General features: G+C 39.4%; 24 protein-coding genes, 8 tRNA genes and 1 rRNA gene. 30 read left to right on the forward strand and 3 right to left on the reverse strand.

Features of this window, described 5'->3' with window-relative positions; genetic code table 11:
* Positions 1 to 322: 322 nt before the first annotated feature.
* Positions 323 to 454, forward strand: a complete 132-nt coding sequence (locus tag R6U77_RS07625) for an Lmo0850 family protein (RefSeq protein WP_293928518.1) — start codon at positions 323 to 325, stop codon at positions 452 to 454.
* Positions 455 to 575: 121 nt separating this feature from the next.
* Here R6U77_RS07625 and R6U77_RS07630 read toward each other — a convergent pair whose 3' ends face one another.
* Positions 576 to 1,766 (reverse strand): FtsW/RodA/SpoVE family cell cycle protein, encoded by a 1,191-nt coding sequence (locus tag R6U77_RS07630; protein ID WP_293928519.1) that lies wholly within the window; start codon positions 1,764 to 1,766, stop codon positions 576 to 578.
* Positions 1,767 to 2,344: 578 nt separating this feature from the next.
* Between R6U77_RS07630 and R6U77_RS07635 the strand changes: the two genes are divergently transcribed.
* The 8 genes from R6U77_RS07635 (at position 2,345) to R6U77_RS07670 (ending at position 12,086) form a co-directional block, all read left to right on the forward strand.
* Positions 2,345 to 3,088, forward strand: a complete 744-nt coding sequence (locus tag R6U77_RS07635) for a hypothetical protein (protein ID WP_319838033.1) — start codon at positions 2,345 to 2,347, stop codon at positions 3,086 to 3,088.
* Between the two features lie 32 nt (positions 3,089 to 3,120).
* Positions 3,121 to 4,188 carry a D-alanine--D-alanine ligase gene (locus R6U77_RS07640; RefSeq protein ID WP_293928522.1) on the forward strand — a complete coding sequence of 356 codons (1,068 nt, stop codon included), beginning with the start codon at positions 3,121 to 3,123 and terminating at the stop codon, positions 4,186 to 4,188.
* Positions 4,189 to 4,200: 12 nt separating this feature from the next.
* The gene (locus R6U77_RS07645) at positions 4,201 to 5,565 is read left to right on the forward strand and encodes a UDP-N-acetylmuramoyl-tripeptide--D-alanyl-D-alanine ligase (protein ID WP_319838034.1); all 1,365 of its coding nucleotides are present in this window, start codon (positions 4,201 to 4,203) and stop codon (positions 5,563 to 5,565) included.
* A 128-nt stretch (positions 5,566 to 5,693) separates the two neighbouring features.
* Positions 5,694 to 6,386, forward strand: coding sequence for an alpha/beta hydrolase (locus tag R6U77_RS07650; protein ID WP_293928525.1), 693 nt, complete (start codon positions 5,694 to 5,696; stop codon positions 6,384 to 6,386).
* A gap of 366 nt (positions 6,387 to 6,752) precedes the next feature.
* Positions 6,753 to 8,273: a degradosome RNA helicase CshA gene (locus R6U77_RS07655; protein WP_293928526.1), complete on the forward strand. Its 1,521-nt coding sequence runs from the start codon at positions 6,753 to 6,755 to the stop codon at positions 8,271 to 8,273.
* A 160-nt stretch (positions 8,274 to 8,433) separates the two neighbouring features.
* Positions 8,434 to 10,125 (forward strand): IS1182 family transposase, encoded by a 1,692-nt coding sequence (locus R6U77_RS07660; RefSeq protein WP_319838035.1) that lies wholly within the window; start codon positions 8,434 to 8,436, stop codon positions 10,123 to 10,125.
* Between the two features lie 40 nt (positions 10,126 to 10,165).
* Positions 10,166 to 10,645: a PH domain-containing protein gene (locus R6U77_RS07665; RefSeq protein ID WP_319838036.1), complete on the forward strand. Its 480-nt coding sequence runs from the start codon at positions 10,166 to 10,168 to the stop codon at positions 10,643 to 10,645.
* Complete coding sequence (locus tag R6U77_RS07670) at positions 10,638 to 12,086, forward strand: PH domain-containing protein (RefSeq protein WP_319838037.1); 1,449 nt, start codon at positions 10,638 to 10,640, stop codon at positions 12,084 to 12,086. Before R6U77_RS07665 ends, R6U77_RS07670 begins: the two co-directional genes overlap by 8 nt.
* 58 nt (positions 12,087 to 12,144) lie before the next feature.
* Here the strand turns inward: R6U77_RS07670 and R6U77_RS07675 are convergent, their stop codons facing one another.
* Both R6U77_RS07675 and R6U77_RS07680 read right to left on the reverse strand, forming a co-directional pair.
* Positions 12,145 to 12,510 carry a hypothetical protein gene (locus R6U77_RS07675; protein WP_319838038.1) on the reverse strand — a complete coding sequence of 122 codons (366 nt, stop codon included), beginning with the start codon at positions 12,508 to 12,510 and terminating at the stop codon, positions 12,145 to 12,147.
* Positions 12,511 to 12,600: 90 nt separating this feature from the next.
* Positions 12,601 to 13,206, reverse strand: a complete 606-nt coding sequence (locus R6U77_RS07680) for a rhomboid family intramembrane serine protease (protein WP_319838039.1) — start codon at positions 13,204 to 13,206, stop codon at positions 12,601 to 12,603.
* Between the two features lie 61 nt (positions 13,207 to 13,267).
* Here R6U77_RS07680 and acpS point away from each other — a divergent pair, with 61 nt between their 5' ends.
* The 21 genes from acpS to R6U77_RS07785 all read left to right on the forward strand — a co-directional run bounded on the left by acpS (position 13,268) and on the right by R6U77_RS07785 (position 25,447).
* Positions 13,268 to 13,621 (forward strand): holo-ACP synthase, encoded by a 354-nt coding sequence (acpS, locus tag R6U77_RS07685; protein WP_293928534.1) that lies wholly within the window; start codon positions 13,268 to 13,270, stop codon positions 13,619 to 13,621.
* Between the two features lie 90 nt (positions 13,622 to 13,711).
* On the forward strand, positions 13,712 to 14,695 hold the full coding sequence (locus R6U77_RS07690; protein ID WP_406601101.1) for a LolA family protein: 984 nt from the start codon (positions 13,712 to 13,714) through the stop codon (positions 14,693 to 14,695).
* Between the two features lie 80 nt (positions 14,696 to 14,775).
* The gene (gene alr / locus R6U77_RS07695) at positions 14,776 to 15,894 is read left to right on the forward strand and encodes an alanine racemase (protein WP_319838041.1); all 1,119 of its coding nucleotides are present in this window, start codon (positions 14,776 to 14,778) and stop codon (positions 15,892 to 15,894) included.
* A 145-nt stretch (positions 15,895 to 16,039) separates the two neighbouring features.
* Complete coding sequence (locus tag R6U77_RS07700; RefSeq protein WP_406601083.1) at positions 16,040 to 16,318, forward strand: hypothetical protein; 279 nt, start codon at positions 16,040 to 16,042, stop codon at positions 16,316 to 16,318.
* Positions 16,319 to 16,322: 4 nt separating this feature from the next.
* Positions 16,323 to 16,673 carry a type II toxin-antitoxin system PemK/MazF family toxin gene (locus R6U77_RS07705; protein ID WP_042476940.1) on the forward strand — a complete coding sequence of 117 codons (351 nt, stop codon included), beginning with the start codon at positions 16,323 to 16,325 and terminating at the stop codon, positions 16,671 to 16,673.
* A 161-nt stretch (positions 16,674 to 16,834) separates the two neighbouring features.
* The gene (locus R6U77_RS07710; RefSeq protein WP_319838042.1) at positions 16,835 to 17,230 is read left to right on the forward strand and encodes an anti-sigma regulatory factor; all 396 of its coding nucleotides are present in this window, start codon (positions 16,835 to 16,837) and stop codon (positions 17,228 to 17,230) included.
* Positions 17,231 to 17,240: 10 nt separating this feature from the next.
* Positions 17,241 to 18,236 carry a PP2C family protein-serine/threonine phosphatase gene (locus R6U77_RS07715; protein ID WP_319838043.1) on the forward strand — a complete coding sequence of 332 codons (996 nt, stop codon included), beginning with the start codon at positions 17,241 to 17,243 and terminating at the stop codon, positions 18,234 to 18,236.
* A 60-nt stretch (positions 18,237 to 18,296) separates the two neighbouring features.
* A complete protein-coding gene (locus R6U77_RS07720) occupies positions 18,297 to 18,641 on the forward strand; it encodes an STAS domain-containing protein (RefSeq protein WP_293928543.1) in 345 nt (114 codons plus the stop codon).
* Positions 18,628 to 19,098 (forward strand): anti-sigma B factor RsbW, encoded by a 471-nt coding sequence (rsbW, locus tag R6U77_RS07725; protein ID WP_293928545.1) that lies wholly within the window; start codon positions 18,628 to 18,630, stop codon positions 19,096 to 19,098. Before R6U77_RS07720 ends, rsbW begins: the two co-directional genes overlap by 14 nt.
* A complete protein-coding gene (gene sigB, locus R6U77_RS07730) occupies positions 19,076 to 19,855 on the forward strand; it encodes an RNA polymerase sigma factor SigB (RefSeq protein WP_293928546.1) in 780 nt (259 codons plus the stop codon). The genes rsbW and sigB overlap by 23 nt, the downstream gene beginning before the upstream one ends.
* Positions 19,856 to 20,022: 167 nt before the next feature.
* A complete protein-coding gene (locus tag R6U77_RS07735; protein WP_406601084.1) occupies positions 20,023 to 22,182 on the forward strand; it encodes a Tex family protein in 2,160 nt (719 codons plus the stop codon).
* 90 nt (positions 22,183 to 22,272) lie between these two features.
* A complete protein-coding gene (locus tag R6U77_RS07740) occupies positions 22,273 to 22,731 on the forward strand; it encodes a SprT family protein (RefSeq protein WP_319838045.1) in 459 nt (152 codons plus the stop codon).
* Between the two features lie 172 nt (positions 22,732 to 22,903).
* A tRNA-Asn gene (locus R6U77_RS07745) sits at positions 22,904 to 22,978 on the forward strand.
* Between the two features lie 2 nt (positions 22,979 to 22,980).
* Positions 22,981 to 23,055, forward strand: a tRNA-Glu gene (locus tag R6U77_RS07750).
* A 26-nt stretch (positions 23,056 to 23,081) separates the two neighbouring features.
* Positions 23,082 to 23,157 (forward strand) — tRNA-Asp (locus R6U77_RS07755).
* Between the two features lie 7 nt (positions 23,158 to 23,164).
* Positions 23,165 to 23,239 (forward strand) — tRNA-Gln (locus R6U77_RS07760).
* A gap of 7 nt (positions 23,240 to 23,246) precedes the next feature.
* A tRNA-Lys gene (locus R6U77_RS07765) sits at positions 23,247 to 23,322 on the forward strand.
* A gap of 56 nt (positions 23,323 to 23,378) precedes the next feature.
* Positions 23,379 to 23,464: transfer RNA gene (locus tag R6U77_RS07770), tRNA-Leu, on the forward strand.
* Positions 23,465 to 23,485: 21 nt separating this feature from the next.
* A tRNA-Arg gene (locus R6U77_RS07775) sits at positions 23,486 to 23,562 on the forward strand.
* Between the two features lie 12 nt (positions 23,563 to 23,574).
* Positions 23,575 to 23,648, forward strand: a tRNA-Gly gene (locus R6U77_RS07780).
* A 244-nt stretch (positions 23,649 to 23,892) separates the two neighbouring features.
* Positions 23,893 to 25,447: ribosomal RNA gene (locus tag R6U77_RS07785) — 16S ribosomal RNA — on the forward strand.
* Positions 25,448 to 25,657 lie beyond the last annotated feature (210 nt).

Here is a 25,657-nt window from a genome sequence, read left to right on the forward strand (position 1 = left end):
TTTTTTGATATAGGCGAAAAATATGTAGATTAACATATAGCTAATAGTAGCATATATCAACTCCTTTAATAAAGATATGGTGATAGTATGAATAAAATAATAGAAAATGAGCATATTGTATAAGTGGGTAGGAAGAAATAAAATCACTGTAGGTATAGAATGCATTAAAATAATTTACGTAGTTGTAACATAATTGATAAATTTTTAAGTGAGAATTAATGGTATGATAAATATAGAAAAAACAAGTCAGACCTCTTAAGGGTGAAACTTTCTACTATCCTGAAACGTTCATATTAATATATAAAAGGCTGAGGTGGAACAAATGGCGAAAGAAATCGACTTAAAGAAAATTGTTTCAAATTTATCTAAGTTAGGTGTGAATGCAACGATTACGAAATCTCGCATCGAGCTATTGAAAGTATTAACACCACCAAGACAATCACCACAAGCGTAATAACAGAAAAGAGCTGTCTGAAAAGTCATTTTCAGACGGCTCTTTTGCGTAGTACATTCTATTTTTATATAAATCAAAATAATGATGGCTGTCTGAAAAGCTCTCAGACAGCCACTTTATATTATTCATCCTCATCATTAGCAGAGAACATATACGTTTTGTAATGGAATCGCATACTAAAGACGAGCCCAAGTGCGAGTGCATTGCCCATTAGCGAGCTTCCGCCGTAGCTAATGAATGGTAGTGGAATACCTGTAATTGGCAATAATTGAATTGTCATGCCGATATTCTCAAATACATGGAAGGTAATCATCGCAATAATCCCTGCACATACATATGTACAAAACGGATCTTTCAATAGCAATGTTGTTTTCGTTAAATGATAGATTAATAGGAAATATAAGCAAATGACGAAGCTTGCTCCAACAAAGCCCCAATCCTCACCGATTACAGCGAAAATGAAGTCTGTATGGTTTTCCGATACATATACTTCTCGACCTTGAAAGCCCTTCCCGAATATTTCTCCTGAGCCGATTGCATTCAATGAAGTAATGAGATGGTATCCTTCATTCGACGAATACGAGTATGGGTCAAGCCATGAATAAATGCGGGCGAATTGATATGCTTTAAAGTTAAAGGTTTTTTGTAAAAACTCCTGCATATAAAGAGCCATCCATAGTAAAGAGCCACCTATAGCAACACCGCTAACAAGGATAGGCAATATAATTTTCCATGAAATCCCCGCTACAATAACGAGCGCAGCTGTAATGGCGATAAAAACAAGCGATGAGCCAAGGTCAGGCTGCATCATAATAAAAGTAAGTGGCAAAGCAAGTGTAACCCCAATTTTTGCGAGTAAAATAAAATCTGTTTTCAGTGTTTTATTCAAATATTTTTCATGATGCTTACTAATGAGCCTCGCTGCTGCTAAAATGAAAAATGTTTTCATAAATTCAGATGGCTGGATACTACCTGCGCCTGGGAGATGGAACCAGCTTTTGGCACCGTTTCTTCGTTCTACCAGCGACATGCCTTCTGGTAAAATGGCTAGAACAACTAGCAGTAAAATACCGAAACCATACAAATACCAAGACATCTTTTTATATTGGTCTGGCTCAAAATACATAAGGAATGCGACAATAAATGCGCCTACAACATACCATTGTAATTGTCTTGGTACGAAATTATAGTTGCCATATTGTCCGCCCGTTTGAGCAGAGGCGATTGCTAATAAACTAATGATGAGAAATATTAATAATATGGCAGCAAGAGACCAATCAAAACGTTTCATAAATTGACGATTATTTTCCATTAAATTCACCTTATTCATAAGTGCCATAACGCACTGTTGATCTGAAGTTTTACCTTGCATAGGAACTCCATTGAAAAGCAAGGCGTCTTAATTTGACGATAAAGCCTGTTCAATTGATTCACTTGACTTAGCCAAGGCGTAATTGATTTTATCATATTATATGAAAAAAAACTGCATATAAATGAAACTTCAACTGCTAGTGGATGCCATAGATGTAACTTCGAAGGACAGTTAGCCAAGGTGTAATTGATCAGTAATTCCTTATCGAACAGGTATTTCGTAATATGTGATAAAAATTGAGACGATACATTATTGAAAATGTTTCAAAAAAACATGGAATAGGCATATAATAGGTGTATCTTGAATGAGCAAAAAAACTCTCACCTCTATAAGGGAGTGAGGTGAATATTTATCTTGCTTTTTTATTCAACGGGTTTTCAAATACTAGTTGAATCAAAATAAAGCCTCTGGCGGATGTTGCAAATTTTAAGAAGAAGCTTTTGAGCTTACTTGAAGAAATTTGAAAATAATTATGCTGAGGTGTAATTGATTATCGGATTCGAAGGGGCGGGTAGGCAGTGGCTAGAAAAATGAGGGCAGCAGAGGATTATATGCACCATTTATATGTACATATGAATGATGTTGACCATTTTGTCATTTTTAGTAGGTTAACACATAAACAATTTATTTCTTCTGCGGCATCATTCAAAAATTTACTTTTAGTGAAGCATGCTTATGAAGAGGGTTCTTTTAATATGCATACACAGCTAGATTTTATCTCGTCAGAGGATTTTCCGAATTTTTCTAAAACAGAGATAAAGGGAAATTTATGCTTACTAGATTTCCAAAATGAACAGCAAGTCGATGAGCTGACGCCTATAGAGCAGGCTGAGCTTTTGTACATTGGACATAAACGAGAGCCAATTGCTTCACCGTTTTTTCAAAAGTTACAAAATCGCTATGTTTACTATGCTGCGCCTGAAGATCAAATGACAAAAGTATATTTTCGCTTTTTAGCTGATGTTGAACAGCTAGTTGCAAATTTATTTAATCAAATGATTAAGGAAAAAGAAGGAACAGGGAATTTCTGGCGGCGAAAATCTGCGAAACAAATACCTGCAATTGATGCGAATGTGTTGCGCTCTTGGAGAAATTATATGAAGGAAGGAGCACTTTTATCGCTAAGTAAGCAAGAGAAGCCGAATTCTTGCTACAGTATTGAAATTAGAACATTAATTGACTACGATTTCCCAGATGAAGTTTGGGACGATTTGAACGATATTATTAAGCAGCCTTATGATGAGCTAATTTTAATTAGCTAGTTCGATTTTAAATTAATTTAGGGGGAAGTAATATGACGAAAAAAATAGGATTAGTATATGGTGGGAAATCTGCTGAGCATGAAGTATCATTATCAACAGCGATGGCTGTAATTAAAGCAGTGGATTTTGCTCGCTATGAGGTGCACCCTATTTACATTACATTAGATGGTGAATGGCGTACAGGTCCCCAACTAACAGCTCCTGTTGAAAGCTTAGAGCAGTTACAGTTTACAAGAGAAGAAAAGAAGCCGAATACAATTAATGAATTTATCGAGGCGCATAATACAATTCAATTTGATGTAATCTTCCCATTATTGCATGGAACAAATGGGGAAGATGGGACAGTACAAGGATTATTTGAAGTGTTAAATATTCCATATGTAGGGAACGGTGTGCTGAGCTCCTCTACTGGCATGGATAAAGTAATCATGAAGCAATTGTTTGAAATTGCAGGATTAAAGCAAGTACCCTATGTTTATTTTATTCGCAGTGAGTGGCAAAAAAATCAACAGGATATTGTGGCTCAGTGTGAGCAGTTAACTTTCCCATTATTTGTGAAGCCTGCTAATCTTGGCTCAAGCGTTGGCATTAGCAAAGCAACGAATCGTGAGCAGCTAGTGAAGGCAGTAGAGCTAGCGCTACAATATGACCGCAAAGTTGTTGTAGAACAAGGGATTGTTGCACGCGAGGTTGAAACAGCTGTGCTTGGTAACGATGAGCCGCAAGTGTCAGTGGCAGGTGAAATTAAGCCCATGACTGAGTTTTATGATTATGATTCAAAATATAAAGATGGTTCTACAGCCTTGGTTATACCTGCGGAGCTAGCGCCTCAAGTAGCACAGCAATTGACTGATATGGCGAAGCGCGCATTTAAAATATTAGATTGTGCAGGGCTTGTACGTGCAGATTTCTTTGTGACAGCGCAGGATGAGGTGTTAATTAATGAAATTAATACACTGCCAGGCTTTACACCTGTAAGTATGTATCCGCTATTATGGCAAAATACGAATGTATCATATCCTGAATTAATCAATCGATTAATTGAGCTAGCTGTCGAGCGCTATGATGAAAAGCAACAACTACAGTACAACAGAGATTGAGTGGGATCAAAAGTGAAAAAGACATTAAAGCAGTTAGCTGCATGGTTAAAAATAGATGAGCAATTACATGAAGATGTGACGGTAACGGGCATTTCCATTGATACGCGTACAATTCAAGCAGGCGATTTATTCGTGCCATTTCGTGGTGAAGCGGTCAATGGTCATAAATTTGTAGAGCAAGCGTTTGAAAAAGGAGCAGCGGCTTCATTATGGTTAAATGACGAGCCAAATCCTCCTGAAAATCGCCCATTAATATTTGTGGATGATGCGGAGCAGGCATTACAAAAGATGGCGATTGCCTATCGTAGCGAGCACAAGGCTACCTTTATCGGGATTACAGGTTCAAATGGTAAAACCTCTGCCAAAGATATTGTAGCAAGCTCCTTGTCACCATATTTTAAAGTGCAAAAAACAATCGGTAATTTTAACAATCAGCTCGGCTTACCTATTACGATTTTGCAGCTTGATGAAGATACGGAAATATCCGTGCTTGAAATGGGTATGAGTGGCTTTGGCGAAATTGAGCTATTATCCCGTATTGCACGTCCGCATTTGGCGATTATTACAAATATCGGCGAGGCACATATGCAAGATTTAGGCTCAAGGGCAGGCATTGCGCAGGCGAAATATGAAATTACACAAGGTTTGCTGGAAGATGGTTTCCTTATTTATGATGGAGATGAGCCATTACTTCAAGAGCTAGTTGCACAAGACCCATATACCGAAACAAAGGCATTTGGCTTTGATGAGGCGCATGATCTTTTTGCAACACAAATAACAGCAACTGAGCAAGGCAGTAGCTTTACAGCTGCTGGCATCATAAATGGCGATTTTACAATCCCGATTTTAGGCAAGCATCAAGTGAAAAATACGTTAGCTGCAATGCTCGTATGCAAAGCGATGAATTTAACAGATGAGCAAATTCGCACAGCTTTCGCACAAATTGAATTAACGGATATGCGTATGCAATTAGTGTCGAAAGGCTCACTATTATTTATTAACGATGCATACAATGCGGCACCGACATCAATGCGTGCGGCGATTGATTTTATGCAGTCAACAACAATTCGTCCTGAAAAATGGCTTGTGCTTGGCGATATGCTAGAGCTTGGGGATGATGAGCAAGCCTTTCATGAGGCACTCGCTGAAGCAATCGATGCGCAAGCCGTACATTCCATTTGTTTATATGGACCACGTATGAAATGGTTATATAATCAGCTAGCATCTACATTTGATTCAGCACATTTAATTTATAGCGAAGCAGATTATATGCCAATTGTGCAAAAAATACAGGCAGAGGCGAATGAGGAGTCTATTATTTTGTTAAAAGGCTCACGTGGCATGAAGCTTGAAACGATTTTACAACAGTTATCATAAAAATAAGTCAAAGTATGGGCTGTTTGAGAAGGTATATTTCTTTTCAAACAGTCCACTCTTTATATTAAGAACCTGTAAGCTTGAATTAACTGTAATAAAATGTTATTGCAGAAAGGCGGATGTGGCAAATGAAGCAAGGAATTTTATTATTGCACGGCTTTTCTGGTGGACCATATGAAATTGAACCATTAACAGCGCATATAAGACAACATATGGAATGCGATATTGTGACACCTACATATTGTGGGCATGGTGAGGAGCTTTCGATGCGCGGCTACAAGGCACAGCATTGGCTAATGGATGCAGAGCTTGCCTATCGTCAGCTAGCAAAGCGAGTAGATGAGGTGACAGTCATTGGCTTTTCAATGGGAGGTGTTATCGCATTATATTTAGCAAAGCGTTATCCTGTCAAAAAACTTGTGCTTCTTAGTGCGGCGATTAAGTATATGAGCCCAGGGCAGATGTTAATGGATTTACGTGAAATGGCAGGAGAGGCAGTACGAGGGCATTTGAAAAATCATGAATTATTTCAACGCTATGAGCGCAAACTAATGTCAGTTCCTCTTAGCTCGGTCGTTGAATTTATGCGCATTGTCAAAAAGGTTGAGCCGTATATCGAGCATATAGCTGTGCCAACATATATTATCCAAGGCGAAAAAGATGGCATCGTTCCACACATGGCAGCACGTTTTTTATATGACACGATTCAAGCAAAGGAGAAACATTTATTTTTATCGGCAAATGGTAAGCATCATATTTGTTTTAGCGATGATTGTGAAGAGTGGTTTTGTGAAGTGTTGGAATTTCTTTGTACATCATAAAAAGTCAGATTATTAAGTTAAGCATTATCATTGCATACTGTCTGCACACGTGATAGACTATGTAAAGCAATGGATACATTTTGTGCGAAGACTCTTCAGATTATTTGTTGAAGAGTGCTTTTTTTTGAAATTAACGGTTTCATTCTATAGTTTTCATGTTCCATGTTGATTACCTAGGTAGAATTAAACCGCTCGGCAACGACCGGGCTTTCCTTTCATATTAAGAAAGCTTATGCGTTATTTATGAAACGCAAAGAGAATTATTACGTCACGGAAACCGTTCCACATAGAGGCTCGATTTTGCCGACACTTCATCTGAAAATGTAACCATTTGTCAACTTATAAGGAAAAAGGAGATTGAAGAGTTTGACAAATTTTTCAGAATTAAATATTAGTGAATCTACATTACGCTCAGTAAAGCGCATGGGATTTGAAGAAGCAACACCAATCCAAGAAGGTACAATTAAATTTGCATTAGAAGGCCGCGATATACTTGGTCAAGCGCAAACAGGTACTGGTAAAACTGCCGCATTCGGTATTCCTCTAATTGAGAAAATTGACCCTAAAAATCCAAACATCCAAGCATTAGTTATTGCTCCAACTCGTGAATTAGCAATTCAAGTTTCGGAAGAGCTTTATAAAATCGGATATGACAAGCGTGTGAAGTTATTGTCTGTTTACGGTGGTCAAGAAATTGGACGCCAAATTCGCGCATTGAAAAATAGACCACAAATTATCGTTGGTACACCAGGTCGTATTATTGACCATATTAATCGTCGCACGTTAAAGCTTGAAGATGTACAAACATTAGTTTTAGACGAAGCGGATGAAATGTTAAACATGGGCTTCATTGATGATATTAATTCAATTTTAGAAAATGTACCATCAAATCGCCAAACATTATTGTTCTCAGCAACAATGCCTCCAGCAATTCGTAAAATTGCAGAAACATTTATGCAAGAGCCAGAAATCGTTAAAATTAAAGCAAAAGAATTAACGGTGGATAATATTGAGCAATTTTTCGTAAAAGCGCAGGAGCGTGAAAAATTCGATATTTTATGCCGCGTAATTAACGTACATCAACCAGAATTAGCGATTATCTTCGGTCGTACAAAACGCCGTGTAGATGAGCTAACACAAGCATTAAATTTACGTGGTTATAATGCAGAAGGTATTCATGGTGATTTAAGCCAAGCGAAACGTATTTCTGTATTGCGTCAATTTAAAGAAAACCAAATCGACATTCTTGTAGCAACAGACGTTGCAGCACGTGGACTTGATATTTCAGGTGTAACACATGTTTACAATTTCGATATTCCACAAGACCCAGAAAGCTATGTACACCGTATTGGTCGTACAGGTCGTGCTGGTAAATCAGGTATTGCAATAACATTTGTAACACCACGTGAAATGAGCTACTTGCGTATCGTGGAAGAAACAACGAAAAAACGTATGACGCCATTAAAGCCACCTACAACAAGCGAAGCATTAGTAGGTCAACAACAGCAATCTGTGGAGAACTTAGTGGAGCTAGTACAATCTGCTGAGCTTAGCGATTACCGTTTATTAGCAGAAGAGCTATTGGAAAGCTATAATGCAGTTGACTTAATCGCTGCTGCATTAAAATCAGTTACACGTGAGCCAGATGCAACGCCTGTAACAATTACAGAAGAGCGTCCATTACCGATGCGTCGTGAGCGCGGCTCGCATCAAGGCCGTAGCGGCGGTGGTCGCAATGACCGAAATCGTCGTAACGATCGTGGTGGTAATCGTGATCGTGGACGTGGTGGTGACCGTAACCGCACATCATCGTCATCATCAGATCGAAATCGTGACCGTCGTCGTGAAGGTAGCGGAAGCCGACGCCCACGCCGTCGCGAAGACTAAAAAATTGGAGGCTGGGACAAAACCCATCCCCAAATTCAAAAGCCGGTGAAATTTTACAATCAGTAAAATTTCACCGGCTTTCATTTTTGGATTAAAAATAAGGATCTCTTCTGATAAAATTAAGTTACCACACAAAATCAATCTAGAAAGAAGGATCCTTATGTTTAAAGATTATAACATGAATCAATTAGTTTTACCGCTGGATGTTGAAATAAAATTACAAGAACACGATATCGCCTTCTCTATTCATCAATTAGTGGAAAGTATCCCCACAGAAGCTTTCGCTCCTTTTCTGCAACAAACCGGCTGTCCAGCCTATCACCCACGTATGATGCTCAAGCTCATTTTATGTGGCTATACCCAATCAGCGTTCTCTGGTCGCCGAATTGAAGACCTGACGAAAGATAGCCTTCGTATGATGTGGCTTGCGCAAGGCTATCAACCAAGTTACCGTACCATCAATCGTTTCCGTGTCCACCCATTGACAAAGGAATTGCTTCGTCAATGTTTCGTGCAATTCCGTTGTCAACTGGTGAAGGAGGACCTGATTGCGCAAGAAGCCATTTTTATTGACGGCACGAAAATCGAAGCAACTGCGAACAAATTCACCTTTGTGTGGAAACGTTCGATTGAAAAATATGAAGCGAGTTTGGTGGAAAAATCAAACCAGCTGTATGAGGAATTACTGCAACAACAAATTATACCAGCCATCGAACAAGAAGTGGAAACGCAGCTGTCCATCACTGAATTAAAGCAGGTGGCAGAAAAATTAGAAGAAGTCGTAGCCGACTATACAGAAAGAATCGAGCAATCCGAAAAGGCACAAGAGCGAAAGCAGCTACGAAGTGAACGAAAAACACCGAAACAACAATGGAAGCAAGTAAACGAGTGGATCACCCGCAAACAGAAATATGAACGAGATTTTGCGATTTTCGGCAAACGGAATAGCTATGCCAAAACAGACCCTGATGCAACTTTTATGCGCATGAAGGATGACTACATGCAAAATGGCCAATTAAAAGCGGGCTACAATTTACAAATTGCGACAGAGGGACAGTACACATTGGCTTATGGCATTTATGCGAATCCAACGGATACGAAAACGTTGATTCCCTTCTTGGATGAAATCGAGAGACGCTATTTTCAATTGCCACAACATATCGTAGCCGATGCCGGCTATGGTAGTGAGCCAAACTATGAAGATGTACGAAACAACCGAAAGTGTGAACCTGTGATTCCCTATACGCATTATCGAAAAGAGCAAAGCAAAAAATACCAACAAGACCCCTTCCGAACAAGTAACTGGATGTATGATGAAGAGTTGGATACCTATATCTGTCCATACCAGCAAAAAGTAACGTTCCGCTATGAGTCAACACAAGAAGACAAAGAAGGATTCCAACGAACGTTTCGTATCTATGAATGCGAAGACTGTACCGGTTGTCCATTTCGAGAGAAATGTACGAAAGCCCAAGAAGGCAAGTCACGGAAAATCAAGGTAAATGAAAACTGGGAACAACAAAAAGCATATGTACGTACAAAGCTTTCAGAAGCCAAAGCAGGAACTCTCTACCGTCAACGAAAAGTAGATGTAGAACCAGTTTTTGGCTGTCTGAAGGCTAATTTAGGTTTTACTCGCTTTTCGGTTCGTGGTCAATCGAAGGTGGAAAACGAAATCGGCTTCGCTTTGATGGCCGTGAATCTACGAAAGTATAGGTGGAAGAGGAAATCTTCTTCCAGTTCTTCCTTTCACACATCAAAAAATCGAAATCACCTGATGCGATTTCGATTTTTTGTATGGACTAGAACTATTTATGTCCCAGCCTCTTTTCATTTTTTTGAAACAAATTAAGTATTTATTCGTATAATGAAATGGAGAGGAAGTGGAAATAATGAGACAAGAACCAAAATATCAAATTCCTAAAAAGGGGCTAACGGTTTGGCGTCTGTATGGTGTATTAGAAACATTGGTAGCGATTATTATTGCTGGCGGTGTCAGCTTTGCTACATATTCTTTTGACTGGCCAAAATATATTTATTTTATAGCAGCGGCAATCGTTCTAGTTATTGCATTACTAGAAATATGGGTGTTTCCAAATGTTCGTTGGCGCATTTGGCGTTATGAGGTTCGTGAGCAGGAGATTGAAATTCAAAGTGGTTTATTTATCGTTAAGCGCACATTGATTCCAATGGTGCGTGTACAGCATGTAGATACAGGACAAGGGCCTATCTTAAAAAAATATGACTTGGCGAATATTTCAATATCTTCAGCTGCAACAACGCATGTTATTCCGATGCTAATTACAGCAGATGCGGATGAGCTGCGTGCGAAAATTTCCGAGCTAGCAAGGGTGGCTGAAGAAGATGTCTAAATATAAATTACATCCTGTATCAGCTATTATTAATTGTGCGAAAGCTTTAAAAAACATGTTAATTCCAATTGTGATTATTTTAGTCGCGAATGGCTTTAATTTCACCTTTGATTGGCGTGATGAACGCTTTTTTCAATCGATGGTACCATTAATTATTATCATTGTTATTGCACTGTTTTCATTAGTTAGTGGGGTTGTTCAATGGTGGACATTTACTTATTGGTTTGAGGATAATGAACTGCGTGTACAGCATGGCTTATTTGTAAAAAAGAAGCGCTTTATCCCATATGACCGCATACAAAGCTTGAACTATAAAGAAGGTATTTTTCACCGTATTTTTGGCTTAGTACAAGTGTCTGTTGAAACGGCAGGAAATAAATCGGGCAAAGCGGAGGCAGAATTAACAGCTATTACGCGTGATGCTGCGAATATTATTGAAAATGAAATGAAAAAACTAAAAGAAAAACCGCAGACTGAAGAAGGAGAAGTGCTAGCAACAGCTCGCCTCATTCATAAAATGTCACCGAAGGATTTACTTATTTTAGCGACAACTTCAAATAGTGTCGGCGTTGTTTTAGCAGGGGTATTAGCTGTCGTTTCACAGTTTTCAGAGTTTATCCCATATGATTCGATTTATGCGGAAATTGAGCAATTGCTACGCTTCGGCTTCTTATTAATTATCGTATTAGTGATTGTTGGTTTATTAGTTGCATGGCTTGTGTCTGTGGGAATTACCTTTATTAATTATTATAATTTTGAAGTGTCTGAGGAAAATGAGCGCCTTATTATTACGAGGGGATTACTAGAAAAGAAGCGCATTACAATCCCTTTAAATCGAGTGCAGGCGATTAAAATTGTTGAAAATCCATTTCGGCAGTTGTTTGGGTTAGCTGCAGTTATTGTTGAAAGTGCTGGTGGTGGCTTTGGTGGAGAAAAGGATAAGACGGTTGTCTTGTTTCCGCTTATTTCGAAGAAGCACCTGAATACCCCATTGCAGCAGCTTTTTCCTCGATTTGACTTGGACTTAGAGGAAGCAACCCATTCACCAAAGCGAGCACGTCCATATTTTTATCGCATAGATTTTATATGGCTTGTGCCATTAATCGGAGCATTGTCCTATTTCTTTTTCCCGTATGGCATGCTGTCCTTATTATTAATTATTCCAATCCTATTAATAGGAGGATGGCAATTTAAAACAGCGCGCTTTAAAATTTCGAACGAGCAAATTACAATTATGTATCGAACATTAAGTCGCATAACGTTTATTGCTGAAAAGCGTCGCATCCAAATTGCGGAGCAACGCCAAACGTATTTCCAAAAGCGTAAAAATATCGCATCAGCAAAAATCGTTGTTATGTCAGGTGCGGCAGGCGCATCTGCCAAAGCTTACCATATGGATGAACAGCATATTGATGAATTGATGCGCTGGTATGAGCATTAAAAAATTAAAAAACGGAAGAAGCTGTGAAAAGTGAACAGCTTCTTCCGTTTTTCTATTGTTAATGTGAAAATTTTAGCTTAATTATACAATCATTAATAAAGAAAATAGAAACGTAAGTAAACGCAGTTAATACATAAATCAAAAGCGAACCTGTATCTCGCTCTAACAATAAAAGTAATGCCACACAAATCAATCCGCAAATTAGGTGTTTTATATATAAAAATAAAATATTTTTATTTTTACTAATGGCTTCAATAGCTATTGAAGCTAAAACGCCTACTACAAAAAGTATTGGAGCAGCTACTATACTCACAGCTAAACCAATTGTAAAATAAGCATTTTGAAAATCATTGAAAAATAAAGGTACAACAAAATAACAAATAACCGTAGTAAAAAATGCAGCAGCTAGCTTTCTATTTAACACAGTTGTTCTCCTTTACTGTCCACATTAGGCTATGAAAAGGTACTAGCTTCAGACAGACTTAGCTGAATGATTTACTAAAAATGAACTTTTTTATTGTCGCCAACGCAGCATGTTTTTTGGCTTGAAATAAAATAAACCAAGAATAAAGCCTGTTACAAGTCCACCTAAATGCGCCATAATATTAATATTGGCCTGCAAAAATGTCATAATGACGCTGACTACAATAATCGGTAAAATGATTTGACGCAATTGTGGCATGACATGGCGCATATAGTAGAGAAGTGCACCAAATGCTCCGATAATACCAAAGATAGCACCACTTGCGCCGACGCTTGCATAGAGCGGGTCTTTTTCAAATGCAAATGTTGCAATGCCTCCAAAAATACCAGCAAGAAAATAAATTGTTAAAAAGCGCATTTTTCCTGCGATTTTTTCTAGCTCAGGTCCGAATAAAAAAAGCGAGAACATATTAAATAAAATATGTAAAAACCCAGCATGTAAAAACATGGATGTCAGCAGACGCCACCATTCACCTTCAGCAATTAAGCCATTGACACTAGCCCCTTTATAAAGAATTTCTATGCCTGTGTCAGGGATGAGGGTGATAAGATAGACGATAATATTTAAAGCAATAATAGTTGAAACGACCGGATACATTTTAATATACTGTTGAAAGCTTTCTCTACGAATAAACATTTTTCCACCTCGGTTTTAATTATACATTGGTTATAAGCAATAATGAAAGGAATAACACGCTATGATTAAAGGAATTGGATTAGATATTACAGAGCTTGGACGTATAAAAAAAGCAATGCAGCGCTCTGAAAAATTTGCATTGCGTATTTTATCACTTCGAGAGCAGGAAATTTTTTTGAAGTTATCCGAAGCAAGAAAGGTAGAATTTTTAGCAGGGCGCTTTGCGGCAAAGGAGGCATATGCCAAGGCGAACGGTACGGGCATTGGCAAAGGTTGCGAGTTTCAGCAAATTGAAATTTTAAAAAATGCATTAGGTGCTCCGCAATTATTTTTTAATGGAGAGGCTGTAAAAGGCTTTATATCAATAACACACACGGAAACGGTAGCAGCTGCTCAAGTTGTCTTAATGGAATAAGACATATTTTGACGTAACACTCCATATGCTGAATTACTAGAGCGAAAGTGGAGAAAGGATGGAATCGTGCACTTCCGAAAAATCATGTTTATGATTGGTTGTTGTGTTTTCTTATTGGCTGCATGTGGTAAAGCATCACAAGAAGATGTTGTTCAGAAAATTGGGGAAAAATGGGGAGAAACGAAAGGTTATGAGTTAACAGCTTCAATGGAAATTAAGACAGGCAATGAGCCCCGCACCTATGATGTAAAGGTTTGGCATACGAAGCCAGATTTTTACAAAGTGGAAGTGACAGCTGAAGATGAGGATATTACACAAATGATTGTGCGTAATGAAGAAGGCGTATTTGTTGTGACACCGGCATTATCAAAAACGTATAAATTCCAAAGTGATTGGCCAAAACAAAATAGCCAAGCATATTTGATTGGGGCATTGGCAGAGGATATACAAGCTGATAAAGCATTGAAAATGGAAAGTGGTGAAGATGCATATGTCTTGACTGCTGCGACACGTAGCACAGATAAATCAGGTATGGCAACACAACTAGTAACTGTTGATAAAAAATCGATGCTACCAAAGAGTGTTGCAATTTTAAACGAAGCAGGCGAGGAGCAAATTACGATTACATTCAATGATGTAAAACTAGGTGTAACACATAAAAAAGAAGATTATGCTGTAGAAAAATTTCAAGAAAATAAAGAAAAAGAAGCAGCGAGTGCCGATATAACAAATAGTGAGGCGTTTCAAACACATTATCCAATTTTGCAATGGGATCATACGAAATTAGTTGATTCACAAACGATTCGAGAAGACGGAGTAGAACGTGTTATCTTAACTTTTGAAGGTGAAAAGGCCTTCACTTTAATGCAACAGCCTGCAACAGCAACAGCGTCAACTGTACCGGTTTTTGCACCTGGTGATCCAGCTGATTTAGGGTTTGGTATTGCTGCAATTACAGATAATTCAATTAGTTGGGAGCGCGATGGTATTGAGTTTTTCATTGCCTCTAACAAGCTAACGAGAGAAGAACTAATTGAAGTAGCAGCATCTGTTACATCTGGTGAAATGAAGTAGGGAGTTTTCGAATAGTAGCTATTATGCCATAATGACAAAAAGCAAATGTTTAGAATTTGAGTAAAGAGGGTAGAAGACATATGGAAGAGATTCACTATTATCGTCCCACAAAAGCGTTTATTCATCTACAAGCTATTCGAGAAAATATTACACAACTAAAAAAACACCTGCAATCGGATGTGCAAATCATGGCTGTTGTAAAGGCAAATGGCTATGGTCATGGAGATGTTCAAGTAGCGCTTGCTGCAATACAGGCAGGCGCTACACTATTGGCGGTCGCTACACCCGAAGAGGCGATACATTTACGTGCACAGATAACAAGCACAGACATATTAGTATTGGGAGCGAGCCCTGCTTCCTTTGCTCCATATGCCGCTAAGCATAATATTACATTGACAGTTTTTTCTATGGAATGGGTAGAGCAAGCAGCATTATTAAACTTGATGAATAAATTAAAGCTACATATTAAAATTGATACAGGGATGGGCAGATTAGGTGTTACTTCAAAAGAAGAGCTCCAATCTCTATATGAAGCGATTAACGCAACAGAGCTAATGGAAGTGGATGGTGTGTTCACACATTTTGCTACTGCCGATGAAGAGGATGCCCTCTATTTTGAGACACAGGCGCAGCTGTTTCGCAACATGCTGCAAGTAATGCCTGTTAAACCTCGCTTGGTCCATGTTGCTAATACAGCCACAGCGATGGTTAAGGATGAGGAATTGCAATTTGATGCAATAAGATTTGGGATTTCGATGTATGGAATGGCGCCATCTCCTTACGTAGCAGAAAATCTACCATTTCCTTTGCAGCCAGCTATGTCATTAGAAACAGAATTGGTCCATGTGAAGCGATTAACAGCTGGACAATCTGTAGGATATGGTGCTACGTATACGGCAAATAAGGATGTTTTTATTGGAACATTGCCAATTGGCTATGCTGATGGTCTTCTTCGAAATTTAACAGGGCAAACCGTATTAATTGATGGACAACGTGCTCCGATAGTTGGTCGAATTTGTATGGATCAATGTATGATTTTACTTCCAAAAGCATATACTGTTGGAGAGAAAGTAACATTGATAGGTACACAGCAAAATGTAACGATCTCACTAGATGAATGGGCAGCTAAGCTCAATACAATTAATTATGAAATACCATGTATTATTACAAACCGAGTGCCGAGGATATATATTAGCTAAAATAATCGTACTTTCGACAAAAAGCCGCTTTTCATACAAAGATTGTCAGTTTTTTAGATTTCTTGTCTTTTCATTGTAGGTCATCAATGTTAGAATGAAATTATGAAAAGCAGAAGTTTTGCGGTCTTTTGTGGAGGTGCTTGTTGTGTACGCGAAAAAAAGAGAGAATACAAACTATTCAAACAGGTCATTAATAGAAATTCAGCAGTTAGCTGATCAAAGAAATTTCTATAATAATGGCGAAATATTGTATGTTTCAACATCTAAACGAGTGAAGCAGACACAACCAAATCAAATACGGGAAGCTTTAGAGAAGGGCTATGTGGAAATGTCGCACATTAATCTGATGATTTGCAGCGAATGTCTGCATGCAGAGTATGAAGCGGAACATATGGTGGAGCAGCGTCTCGTTAGCGGGGGATGACAATTTGAGCGTAAAACGTGGAGACGTTTTTTTTGCAGATCTATCACCTGTTATAGGCTCAGAGCAAGGTGGTACAAGACCTGTACTAATTATTCAAAATGATATTGGCAATAGATTTAGCCCAACTGTCATTATTGCTGCTATTACTGCGCAAATTCAAAAAGCAAAATTACCAACTCATGTTGAAATCGATGCGAAAAAGTATGGGTTTGAGCGCGACTCGGTGATTTTGCTTGAACAGTTGCGTACTATCGACAAATCACGATTGACAGATCGGATTACACAGCTTGATGACGAATTGATGGAAAAAGTAGATATGGCATTAGGAATTAGTTTAGGCCTCGTAAGTTTTTAATACATAATAAACGAAATAACTGTCTAGAAAGCGTGCAAATGCATGATTTTCTAGGCAGTTATTTTTGTATTTGGCAACTTTCGTGACAATTAATTTTACAAAAAAATATTATGTTGTATAGTGGAAATAAGCTTTAAAACGTAATTAGGGGCGATGAGTGTATGAAATCTACAATCAATATTACAACAGAATGGGATATTGTTACCGCCCGTGAAATTGGGCGCAATGAGGCGAAAAGAATTGGTTTCGACACAGTGAATCAAGCACGCATTGCGACAGTAATCAGTGAGCTAGCGCGCAATATTTATTTATATGCGAGTGTTGGAACAATCACAATTGAAAAAATAGATTGTGAGAATAGCGTAGGAATAGCTATTACGGCAACAGATGAGGGGCCGGGGATTGAAGATGTACGTAAAGTGATGCAGGATGGATTTTCTACATCAGGTAGTATTGGCGCAGGCTTACCAGGCGTTAAGAGATTGACGGATGAAATAGAAATTCAATCACAATTAGGGGAAGGGACAACTGTGCGAGTAAACAAGTGGTTACGATAGGAGGGATTGCATGAAAGAACTCAAAAAACAATATAAAAAAATTCTTATAGACTATATTGAAAATCAATCAGAGCGAGATTTATATATTGGGCAAAATTTTACACGGCAATTGCTTCAAAAAAACGTTGCACCAGAAGAAGTTATACATATGCATAAACAAGCGATGGAAGAAATATTTCCTGAATTGCCTGAAGTGAGTAAGCGTGGCTATGATTTTTTAATTGAAGTAATGGTGTATTTTGGATTAACGTTAAAAGAGCATCAAAGTTTGCTAGAGCAGCAAGAGGAAATGCGCATTGAAATGAATGTAGCAACGAAAATTCAAAGTGTTTTATTAAAAACAACTGTGCCACAAATTGATGGAATAGATATTGGAATGCTCTCAATTCCAATACGTAAAATGAATGGCGATTACGTTCATTTTTTAAACGATGAAAATAATTATGTTGGTGTAGCTGTGACTGACGTAGTTGGGAAAGGTGTCCCAGCTGCTCTTTGTATGTCGATGGTGAAGTATGGACTAGAAACGCTGGAGTATGCAGAAAACAACCCATCACATGTACTGGAAGTATTAAATCGCATTATTGAAAAAAGCGTAGATGATAGCATGTTTGTCTCCATGTTTTATGGGCGTCTTGATTTAGCTCGTAGTATTTTTACATATGGCTCGGCTGGACATGAGCCTGCTATTTATTATAGCGCTGTAGATGATACCTTTTATGGTCTTGGTGCAAAAGGCTTGTTGTTAGGTATTATGCCTGAAATGAAATATGAGCAAACAGAGATTCAGCTTTATGAGGGTGACTTCATCATTATGATGACAGATGGTGTAACGGAATTTCGCCATGATGCCCAGCTTGATTTGAGAAAAATTATTGAGCAGCTAGCGTTTATGCATCGACATTTAAGTGCACAGGAAATGTGTGAAAAATTATATGAACAATTACAAGAGTTGCAGGAAGACGGCTTAGATGATGATTTTACTGTTGTCATTTTAAAAAAGTAAATGTTTAAAATTTTGTGGAGAGGGAATCGTTCTATAGGTTCTGACGGAGGTGTCTTGAAAATGAATATAAATGTGCAATTTCAAAAGGATGGTCAAGTAGTAAATGGATATATTGAAGGGGAAATCGATACGTATACAGCTCCTATTTTGCGTGAGGAGCTAGATGCACTTGAATTTGAAAAAGATGTATTAATCCAAATAGATTTATCGAAGGTGAGCTATTTAGATAGTACAGGACTAGGTATTTTTGTTGCATTTTATAAAAAGGTTGTAAAAGAAAATGCTCATTTAAAACTAGTTGGTTTAACAGCTCGCTTAATTCGTTTATTTGAAATTACTGGCTTAAGTGAACTCATGGACATCGAAACGAATACAAAGGTGGAGTATAACAATGAAAGCATTTGATTATATCGAAATAAGAGTACCTGCTAAACCACAGTATGTTAGTGTCATTCGTCTTACAGTTTCAGGTTTAGCGTTACGCTTAGGCTTTAGTTATGAGGAGATTGAAGATTTGAAAATAGCTACAGGTGAAGCTGTCACAAATGTCGTTCATCATGCTTATCACGATGCAGAGGAAGGAGAAATTGTCATTGGCTGCGCATTGTTCAACGATAAAATCGAAATTATGGTAGCGGATTATGGCAATAGCTTTAATTTTGAGGAAATTAAGTCGAAAATCGGTCCATACAATGAAAATGAGAAAGTATCGATGCTGCGTGAAGGTGGCTTAGGGCTGTATTTGATGGAAGCGCTAATGGATGAAGTAAAGGTGAATAATGAGGGCGGTGTCACTGTTTTCATGACAAAGTATGTCACAAGAGAGCAGGTGGAGGAATATGACGAGAGAATCGTTACCTAATGAAACCTCGAAGGAGGAGATTTTACATTGGGTTGCACAATATCAAACAACGAAGGATGAAACCGCCCAAACACAACTAGTACTTCATTATCAGCAACTGGTAGAAGCATTGGCACGCAAATATGCAGCTGGTAAAAGCTATTATGAGGATATTGTACAAGTAGGTATGCTCGGTTTACTTGGTGCAATACAGCGCTTTGATACAACTGTAGGGCGTAGCTTTGAAGCATTCGCAATACCGACGATTATAGGAGAAATGAAGCGCTATTTACGCGATAAAACTTGGGATGTCCACGTACCACGTCGTATTAAAGAATTAGGTCCACGCATTAAAGCGACTGTGGAGCATTTAACGATTGAGTTACAACGCTCACCAACCATTCCTGAAATAGCTGCACATTTAGAGGTGCAGGAGGAAGAAGTACTAGAAGCAATGGAATTGGGGCGAGGCTATCAAGCACTTTCGATGGACCATGCAATTGAGTCAGATGCTGATGGCAGTACAGTCACGTTGTTTGATGTCGTTGGTGCGGAAGATACCGAATTTGAAACAGCAGATCGACGATTGATTGTATCTGAAATTATGCATGTGCTAAATGAGCGTGAGCAACGAGTGATTGAGCTTACATATTTAAAACAGCTTAGTCAAAAAGAGACTGGCGATCAGTTAGGTATTTCGCAAATGCACGTATCTAGAATTCAACGAACCGCAATAAAAAAATTGCAGGAAGCAGCTGTAACAGTCAATAATAGTTAAAATAAAATCAGCATGTTAGAATAGAGAGAACACACCAATCCATGGATGGTTAGTTCTTCTAGCATGCTGATTTTTTATTATAAATTAGCAAAGTGAATAAAGTAAGCACTAGTTAATCTTGCACTAAAACAATGTGAAGGAACGTGAAAAATTTGGATGACAAACAAATGTTTAAATTAATTGCCACAGATACAAATGTATCACCACGTCAAGTAGAGGCTGTTATTAAATTACTTAAAGATAGCAATACAGTACCATTTATTGCACGTTACCGTAAGGAAGCAACAGGCTCTTTAGACGAGGTACAAATTAAAGCAATTGATGACCGCTATCAATATATACAGCAGCTTGAAAAAAGAAAAGAAGAAGTACTACGCTTAATTGATGAACAAGGCAAGTTAACAGAAGAGCTACAGCAGGCGATTCAAATAGCAACAGTTTTGCAGCGTGTAGAGGATTTGTATCGTCCATATAAACAAAAGCGTAGAACAAAGGCAACAATTGCTAAGGAAAGTGGATTAGAGCCGCTTGCTGATTTCATGATGCTATTTACAAATAGCGATGTAACGCAAGAAGCACAAAAATTCGTAAATGAAGAAAAAGCTGTGGCAACTGTAGAAGAAGCTTTAGCTGGCGCACGTGCAATTTTAGCAGAGCGCTTTGCTGATGATGCCGCAATCCGTGAGCGCTTACGTAAGTTATCTTGGCGCGAAGGGAAAATTGAAACAGCAGGTAAGAATGAAGAAAAAGACGAGAAGCATGTTTTTGAAATGTACTATAGCTACGAGGAACCCATTCATCGTATCGTGCCACATCGTATTTTAGCAATCAATCGTGGTGAAAAAGAAGATGTTTTAAAAGTTTCGATTGTTGTCCCAGTGGAGCGTGCAACGCAAATTATGGAAAATGAATGGATTCCTAAAAATCGCACCTGTTCTTCTATCGAACAGGTGAAAGAAGCCATTTATGATAGTTACAAACGATTAATTCAGCCTTCTATTGAGAGAGAGCTACGCAATGAGCTATCAGAAAAAGCTGAGGCACAAGCAATTCATATTTTTGCAGAAAACCTCCGTAATTTACTGCTACAGCCACCAATGCGTGGCAAAATGGTATTAGGTGTTGACCCAGCCTATCGTACTGGCTGTAAGTTAGCGGTTGTGGATGAAACGGGAAAAATGCTAGAAGTAACAGCAATTTATCCACATCCGCCAAAGCCTGATGTAGCGAAATCTAAAAAAGTAGTAAACGAAATATTGAAGCGTTATCCGATTAGTATTATCGCAATTGGAAATGGGACAGCCTCTCGTGAAACAGAACAATTTATTGCAGATGTTTTAAAAGAACGTGGAACAGTGGATACAGCCTATGTAATTGTTAACGAGGCAGGCGCTTCGGTTTATTCGGCATCTGATGTGGCACGTGCAGAATTCCCAGATTTACAAGTAGAGCAACGTAGCGCAGTGTCAATCGCACGCCGTTTGCAAGATCCACTATCAGAGTTAGTGAAAATTGAACCGAAAGCAGTAGGAGTTGGACAATACCAGCATGATGTATCACAAAAGCAGTTGGCAGACTCTTTAACATTTATAGTAGAAACCGCAGTTAACCAGGTAGGGGTAGATGTAAATACTGCTTCAGTATCTTTATTGCAATATGTATCAGGTTTATCAAAAACCGTAGCTGAAAATATTGTCAATGTGCGCAGCGAGAGTGGGAAATTTACTTCACGTGCACAACTAAAGAAAATTCCACGTCTTGGTGCAAAAACGTATGAACAAGCAATAGGCTTCTTGCGTATTGTTGACGCGAAAAATCCACTCGATGCAACAGGAATCCATCCTGAAAGCTATGCGTTAGCAGAACAAATTTTGCAAATAGCTAATTTGACAAAGAAAGATGTTGGAACAGAAAAAGCAGAGCAAGAAATTTCTAGCTTATCTATTGCTGAAATAAGTGCTACGTTAAACGCTGGAGAAGTGACAGTAAAAGATATCGTTGATACATTAATGAAACCTACTCGTGACCCTCGTGATGCTTTTCCACAACCATTGTTAAAAACAGATGTTTTGAAAATGGAAGATTTAAAAGTAGGAATGGAACTACAAGGAACTGTACGTAACGTAGTTGACTTCGGTGCTTTCATTGATATTGGTGTGAAGCAAGATGGTCTTGTACACATATCTAAATTGCAAAATCGCCGAATCAAGCACCCGCTAGAAGTAGTTGCATTAGGGGATATTGTAACTGTTTGGGTAGAAAAAGTAGAAGTTGAGAAAGGGCGCATTTCTTTAACGATGCTACCACCCCAACAAAACATAGATTAATGACGAAGTGAACAGTAAAAAATCCATACTTGCTTAACAGCAGTTTGGATTTTTCGCTGTTTAATATAAATTTTTTTGGAGATGATAGGAATGGATGATTCACAATTACAGCAATTAGTAGAGCAATTATCAGAGCAGCATTTTCAAATGCCTTTTCAGCATAAGGCATACTTTAATACTCGCTTAAGAACAACAGGTGGGCGCTATATGCTAGGGACTCACAATATTGAAATAAACAAACGCTACTATGAGCATTTTGGAATGAACGAATTAAATGGCATCATTTTGCATGAGCTTTGTCACTATCATCTGCATCTACAGGGGAAAGGCTACAAACATAGAGATCAAGATTTTCGAACGCTCTTAAAAAGGGTGGGCGCACCACGCTTTTGCTCCACAATTGAAAAAGAAGAAAAGAAAATATCACCACTCTACAATTATAAATGTACTGATTGTGGGCAATTATATAGAAGAAAGAGAAGAATTAACGTAAAATCGTATTGCTGTAGTAAATGTCAAGGTGCTATTCAATACGTAAAAAAGAATTGAGAGAATGAGGGGGGAGAAGTTGATATATATAAGATTCATCGCTTATAATTTAGGATATCAAATTAAGGAATTAAAAATATGAAATTAATTTTAAAAAAATGTTGACTATATAAAATAAGCTGTCTATAATAGAAAAAGTCGGTGAGGTAATCACTGATTAAATAACAATTAATCCGAAGTAGCTCAGTGGTAGAGCAACCGGCTGTTAACCGGTTGGTCGCAGGTTCGAGCCCTGCCTTCGGAGCCAATGGCCCGTTGGTCAAGTGGTTAAGACACCGCCCTTTCACGGCGGTAACACGGGTTCGAATCCCGTACGGGTCACCATTTGCATTTTAGATTTGAATATTTAAGGTCCCGTGGTGTAGCGGTTAACATGCCTGCCTGTCACGCAGGAGATCGCCGGTTCGATCCCGGTCGGGACCGCCATTTTTGTTGGGGTATAGCCAAGCGGTAAGGCAACGGATTTTGATTCCGTCATGCCTAGGTTCGAATCCTAGTACCCCAGCCATTTGCACGAGCCATTAGCTCAGTCGGTAGAGCATCTGACTTTTAATCAGAGGGTCGAAGGTTCGAGTCCTTCATGGCTCACCATTTTCAACTTACTTTAATAAAGTAAAGGTATTAATAACCTGAATAAAAAGTTGAACGCGGTCGTGGCGGAATGGCAGACGCGCTAGGTTGAGGGCCTAGTGGGGGCAACCCCGTGGAGGTTCAAGTCCTCTCGGCCGCACCAATATTATTGAATTATCATATAGCGCCCGTAGCTCAATTGGATAGAGCGTCTGACTACGGATCAGAAGGTTATGGGTTCGACTCCTGTCGGGCGCGCCAAAAAAAATATATGCGGGTGTAGTTTAATGGTAAAACCTCAGCCTTCCAAGCTGATGTCGTGAGTTCGATTCTCATCACCCGCTCCAAAAAAAGTTTCTGAAAAATGTTGACGAACGAAAAAAGATATGTTATAGTTTAATAACTGTCGGTCGTGTGTTGACAGAGTAATAATATGAACCTTGAAAACTGAACAAGCAAGACGTGAATGAATAAAACGTTTCATTTAATAGATGGAACACAATTTTGGACATCATTAAGATGCCAGCAAATGTTTTACTGTATCGAAAGCAAAAGCGGCAGATGCAAAATTTGAGCTTAACTCAAATTCTTTTTATGGAGAGTTTGATCCTGGCTCAGGACGAACGCTGGCGGCGTGCCTAATACATGCAAGTCGAGCGGGCGTTACTTTGGTGCTTGCACCGAAGTAACGCTAGCGGCGGACGGGTGAGTAACACGTGGGCAACCTACCTTGTAGATGGGGATAACTCCGGGAAACCGGTGCTAATACCGAATGATACTTTTGAACACATGTTTGAAAGTTGAAAGATGGTTCTGCTATCGCTACAGGATGGGCCCGCGGCGCATTAGCTAGTTGGTGAGGTAATGGCTCACCAAGGCGACGATGCGTAGCCGACCTGAGAGGGTGATCGGCCACACTGGGACTGAGACACGGCCCAGACTCCTACGGGAGGCAGCAGTAGGGAATCTTCCACAATGGGCGAAAGCCTGATGGAGCAACGCCGCGTGAGTGAAGAAGGTTTTCGGATCGTAAAACTCTGTTGTAAGGGAAGAACAAGTACAGTAGTAACTGGCTGTACCTTGACGGTACCTTATTAGAAAGCCACGGCTAACTACGTGCCAGCAGCCGCGGTAATACGTAGGTGGCAAGCGTTGTCCGGAATTATTGGGCGTAAAGCGCGCGCAGGCGGTTCTTTAAGTCTGATGTGAAAGCCCCCGGCTCAACCGGGGAGGGTCATTGGAAACTGGGGAACTTGAGTGCAGAAGAGGAAAGTGGAATTCCAAGTGTAGCGGTGAAATGCGTAGAGATTTGGAGGAACACCAGTGGCGAAGGCGACTTTCTGGTCTGTAACTGACGCTGAGGCGCGAAAGCGTGGGGAGCAAACAGGATTAGATACCCTGGTAGTCCACGCCGTAAACGATGAGTGCTAAGTGTTAGGGGGTTTCCGCCCCTTAGTGCTGCAGCTAACGCATTAAGCACTCCGCCTGGGGAGTACGGTCGCAAGACTGAAACTCAAAGGAATTGACGGGGGCCCGCACAAGCGGTGGAGCATGTGGTTTAATTCGAAGCAACGCGAAGAACCTTACCAGGTCTTGACATCCCGTTGACCACTATGGAGACATGGTTTTCCCTTCGGGGACAATGGTGACAGGTGGTGCATGGTTGTCGTCAGCTCGTGTCGTGAGATGTTGGGTTAAGTCCCGCAACGAGCGCAACCCTTGATCTTAGTTGCCATCATTTAGTTGGGCACTCTAAGGTGACTGCCGGTGATAAACCGGAGGAAGGTGGGGATGACGTCAAATCATCATGCCCCTTATGACCTGGGCTACACACGTGCTACAATGGACGGTACAAACGGTTGCCAACCCGCGAGGGGGAGCTAATCCGATAAAACCGTTCTCAGTTCGGATTGTAGGCTGCAACTCGCCTACATGAAGCCGGAATCGCTAGTAATCGCGGATCAGCATGCCGCGGTGAATACGTTCCCGGGCCTTGTACACACCGCCCGTCACACCACGAGAGTTTGTAACACCCGAAGTCGGTGAGGTAACCTTTTGGAGCCAGCCGCCGAAGGTGGGATAGATGATTGGGGTGAAGTCGTAACAAGGTAGCCGTATCGGAAGGTGCGGCTGGATCACCTCCTTTCTAAGGATATTTTCGGAATATCTCCAACAGGAGATACCATTCACGACTTGTACCTTTCGCTAACGCTGTTGGTACAGGAAATCTTGCTGTTCAGTTTTGAAGGTTCATCCTTTGATGAATACTTCAAACCATTGTTCTTTGAAAACTGGATAAAACGACATTGAAAGCAACAAGTTTAAAATAGATCAAGTAATTGATCGTGTAAGTTCT

Origin of the sequence: Lysinibacillus louembei (assembly GCF_033880585.1) — a bacterium.
In the GTDB taxonomy this organism is placed as follows: domain Bacteria; phylum Bacillota; class Bacilli; order Bacillales_A; family Planococcaceae; genus Metasolibacillus; species Metasolibacillus louembei.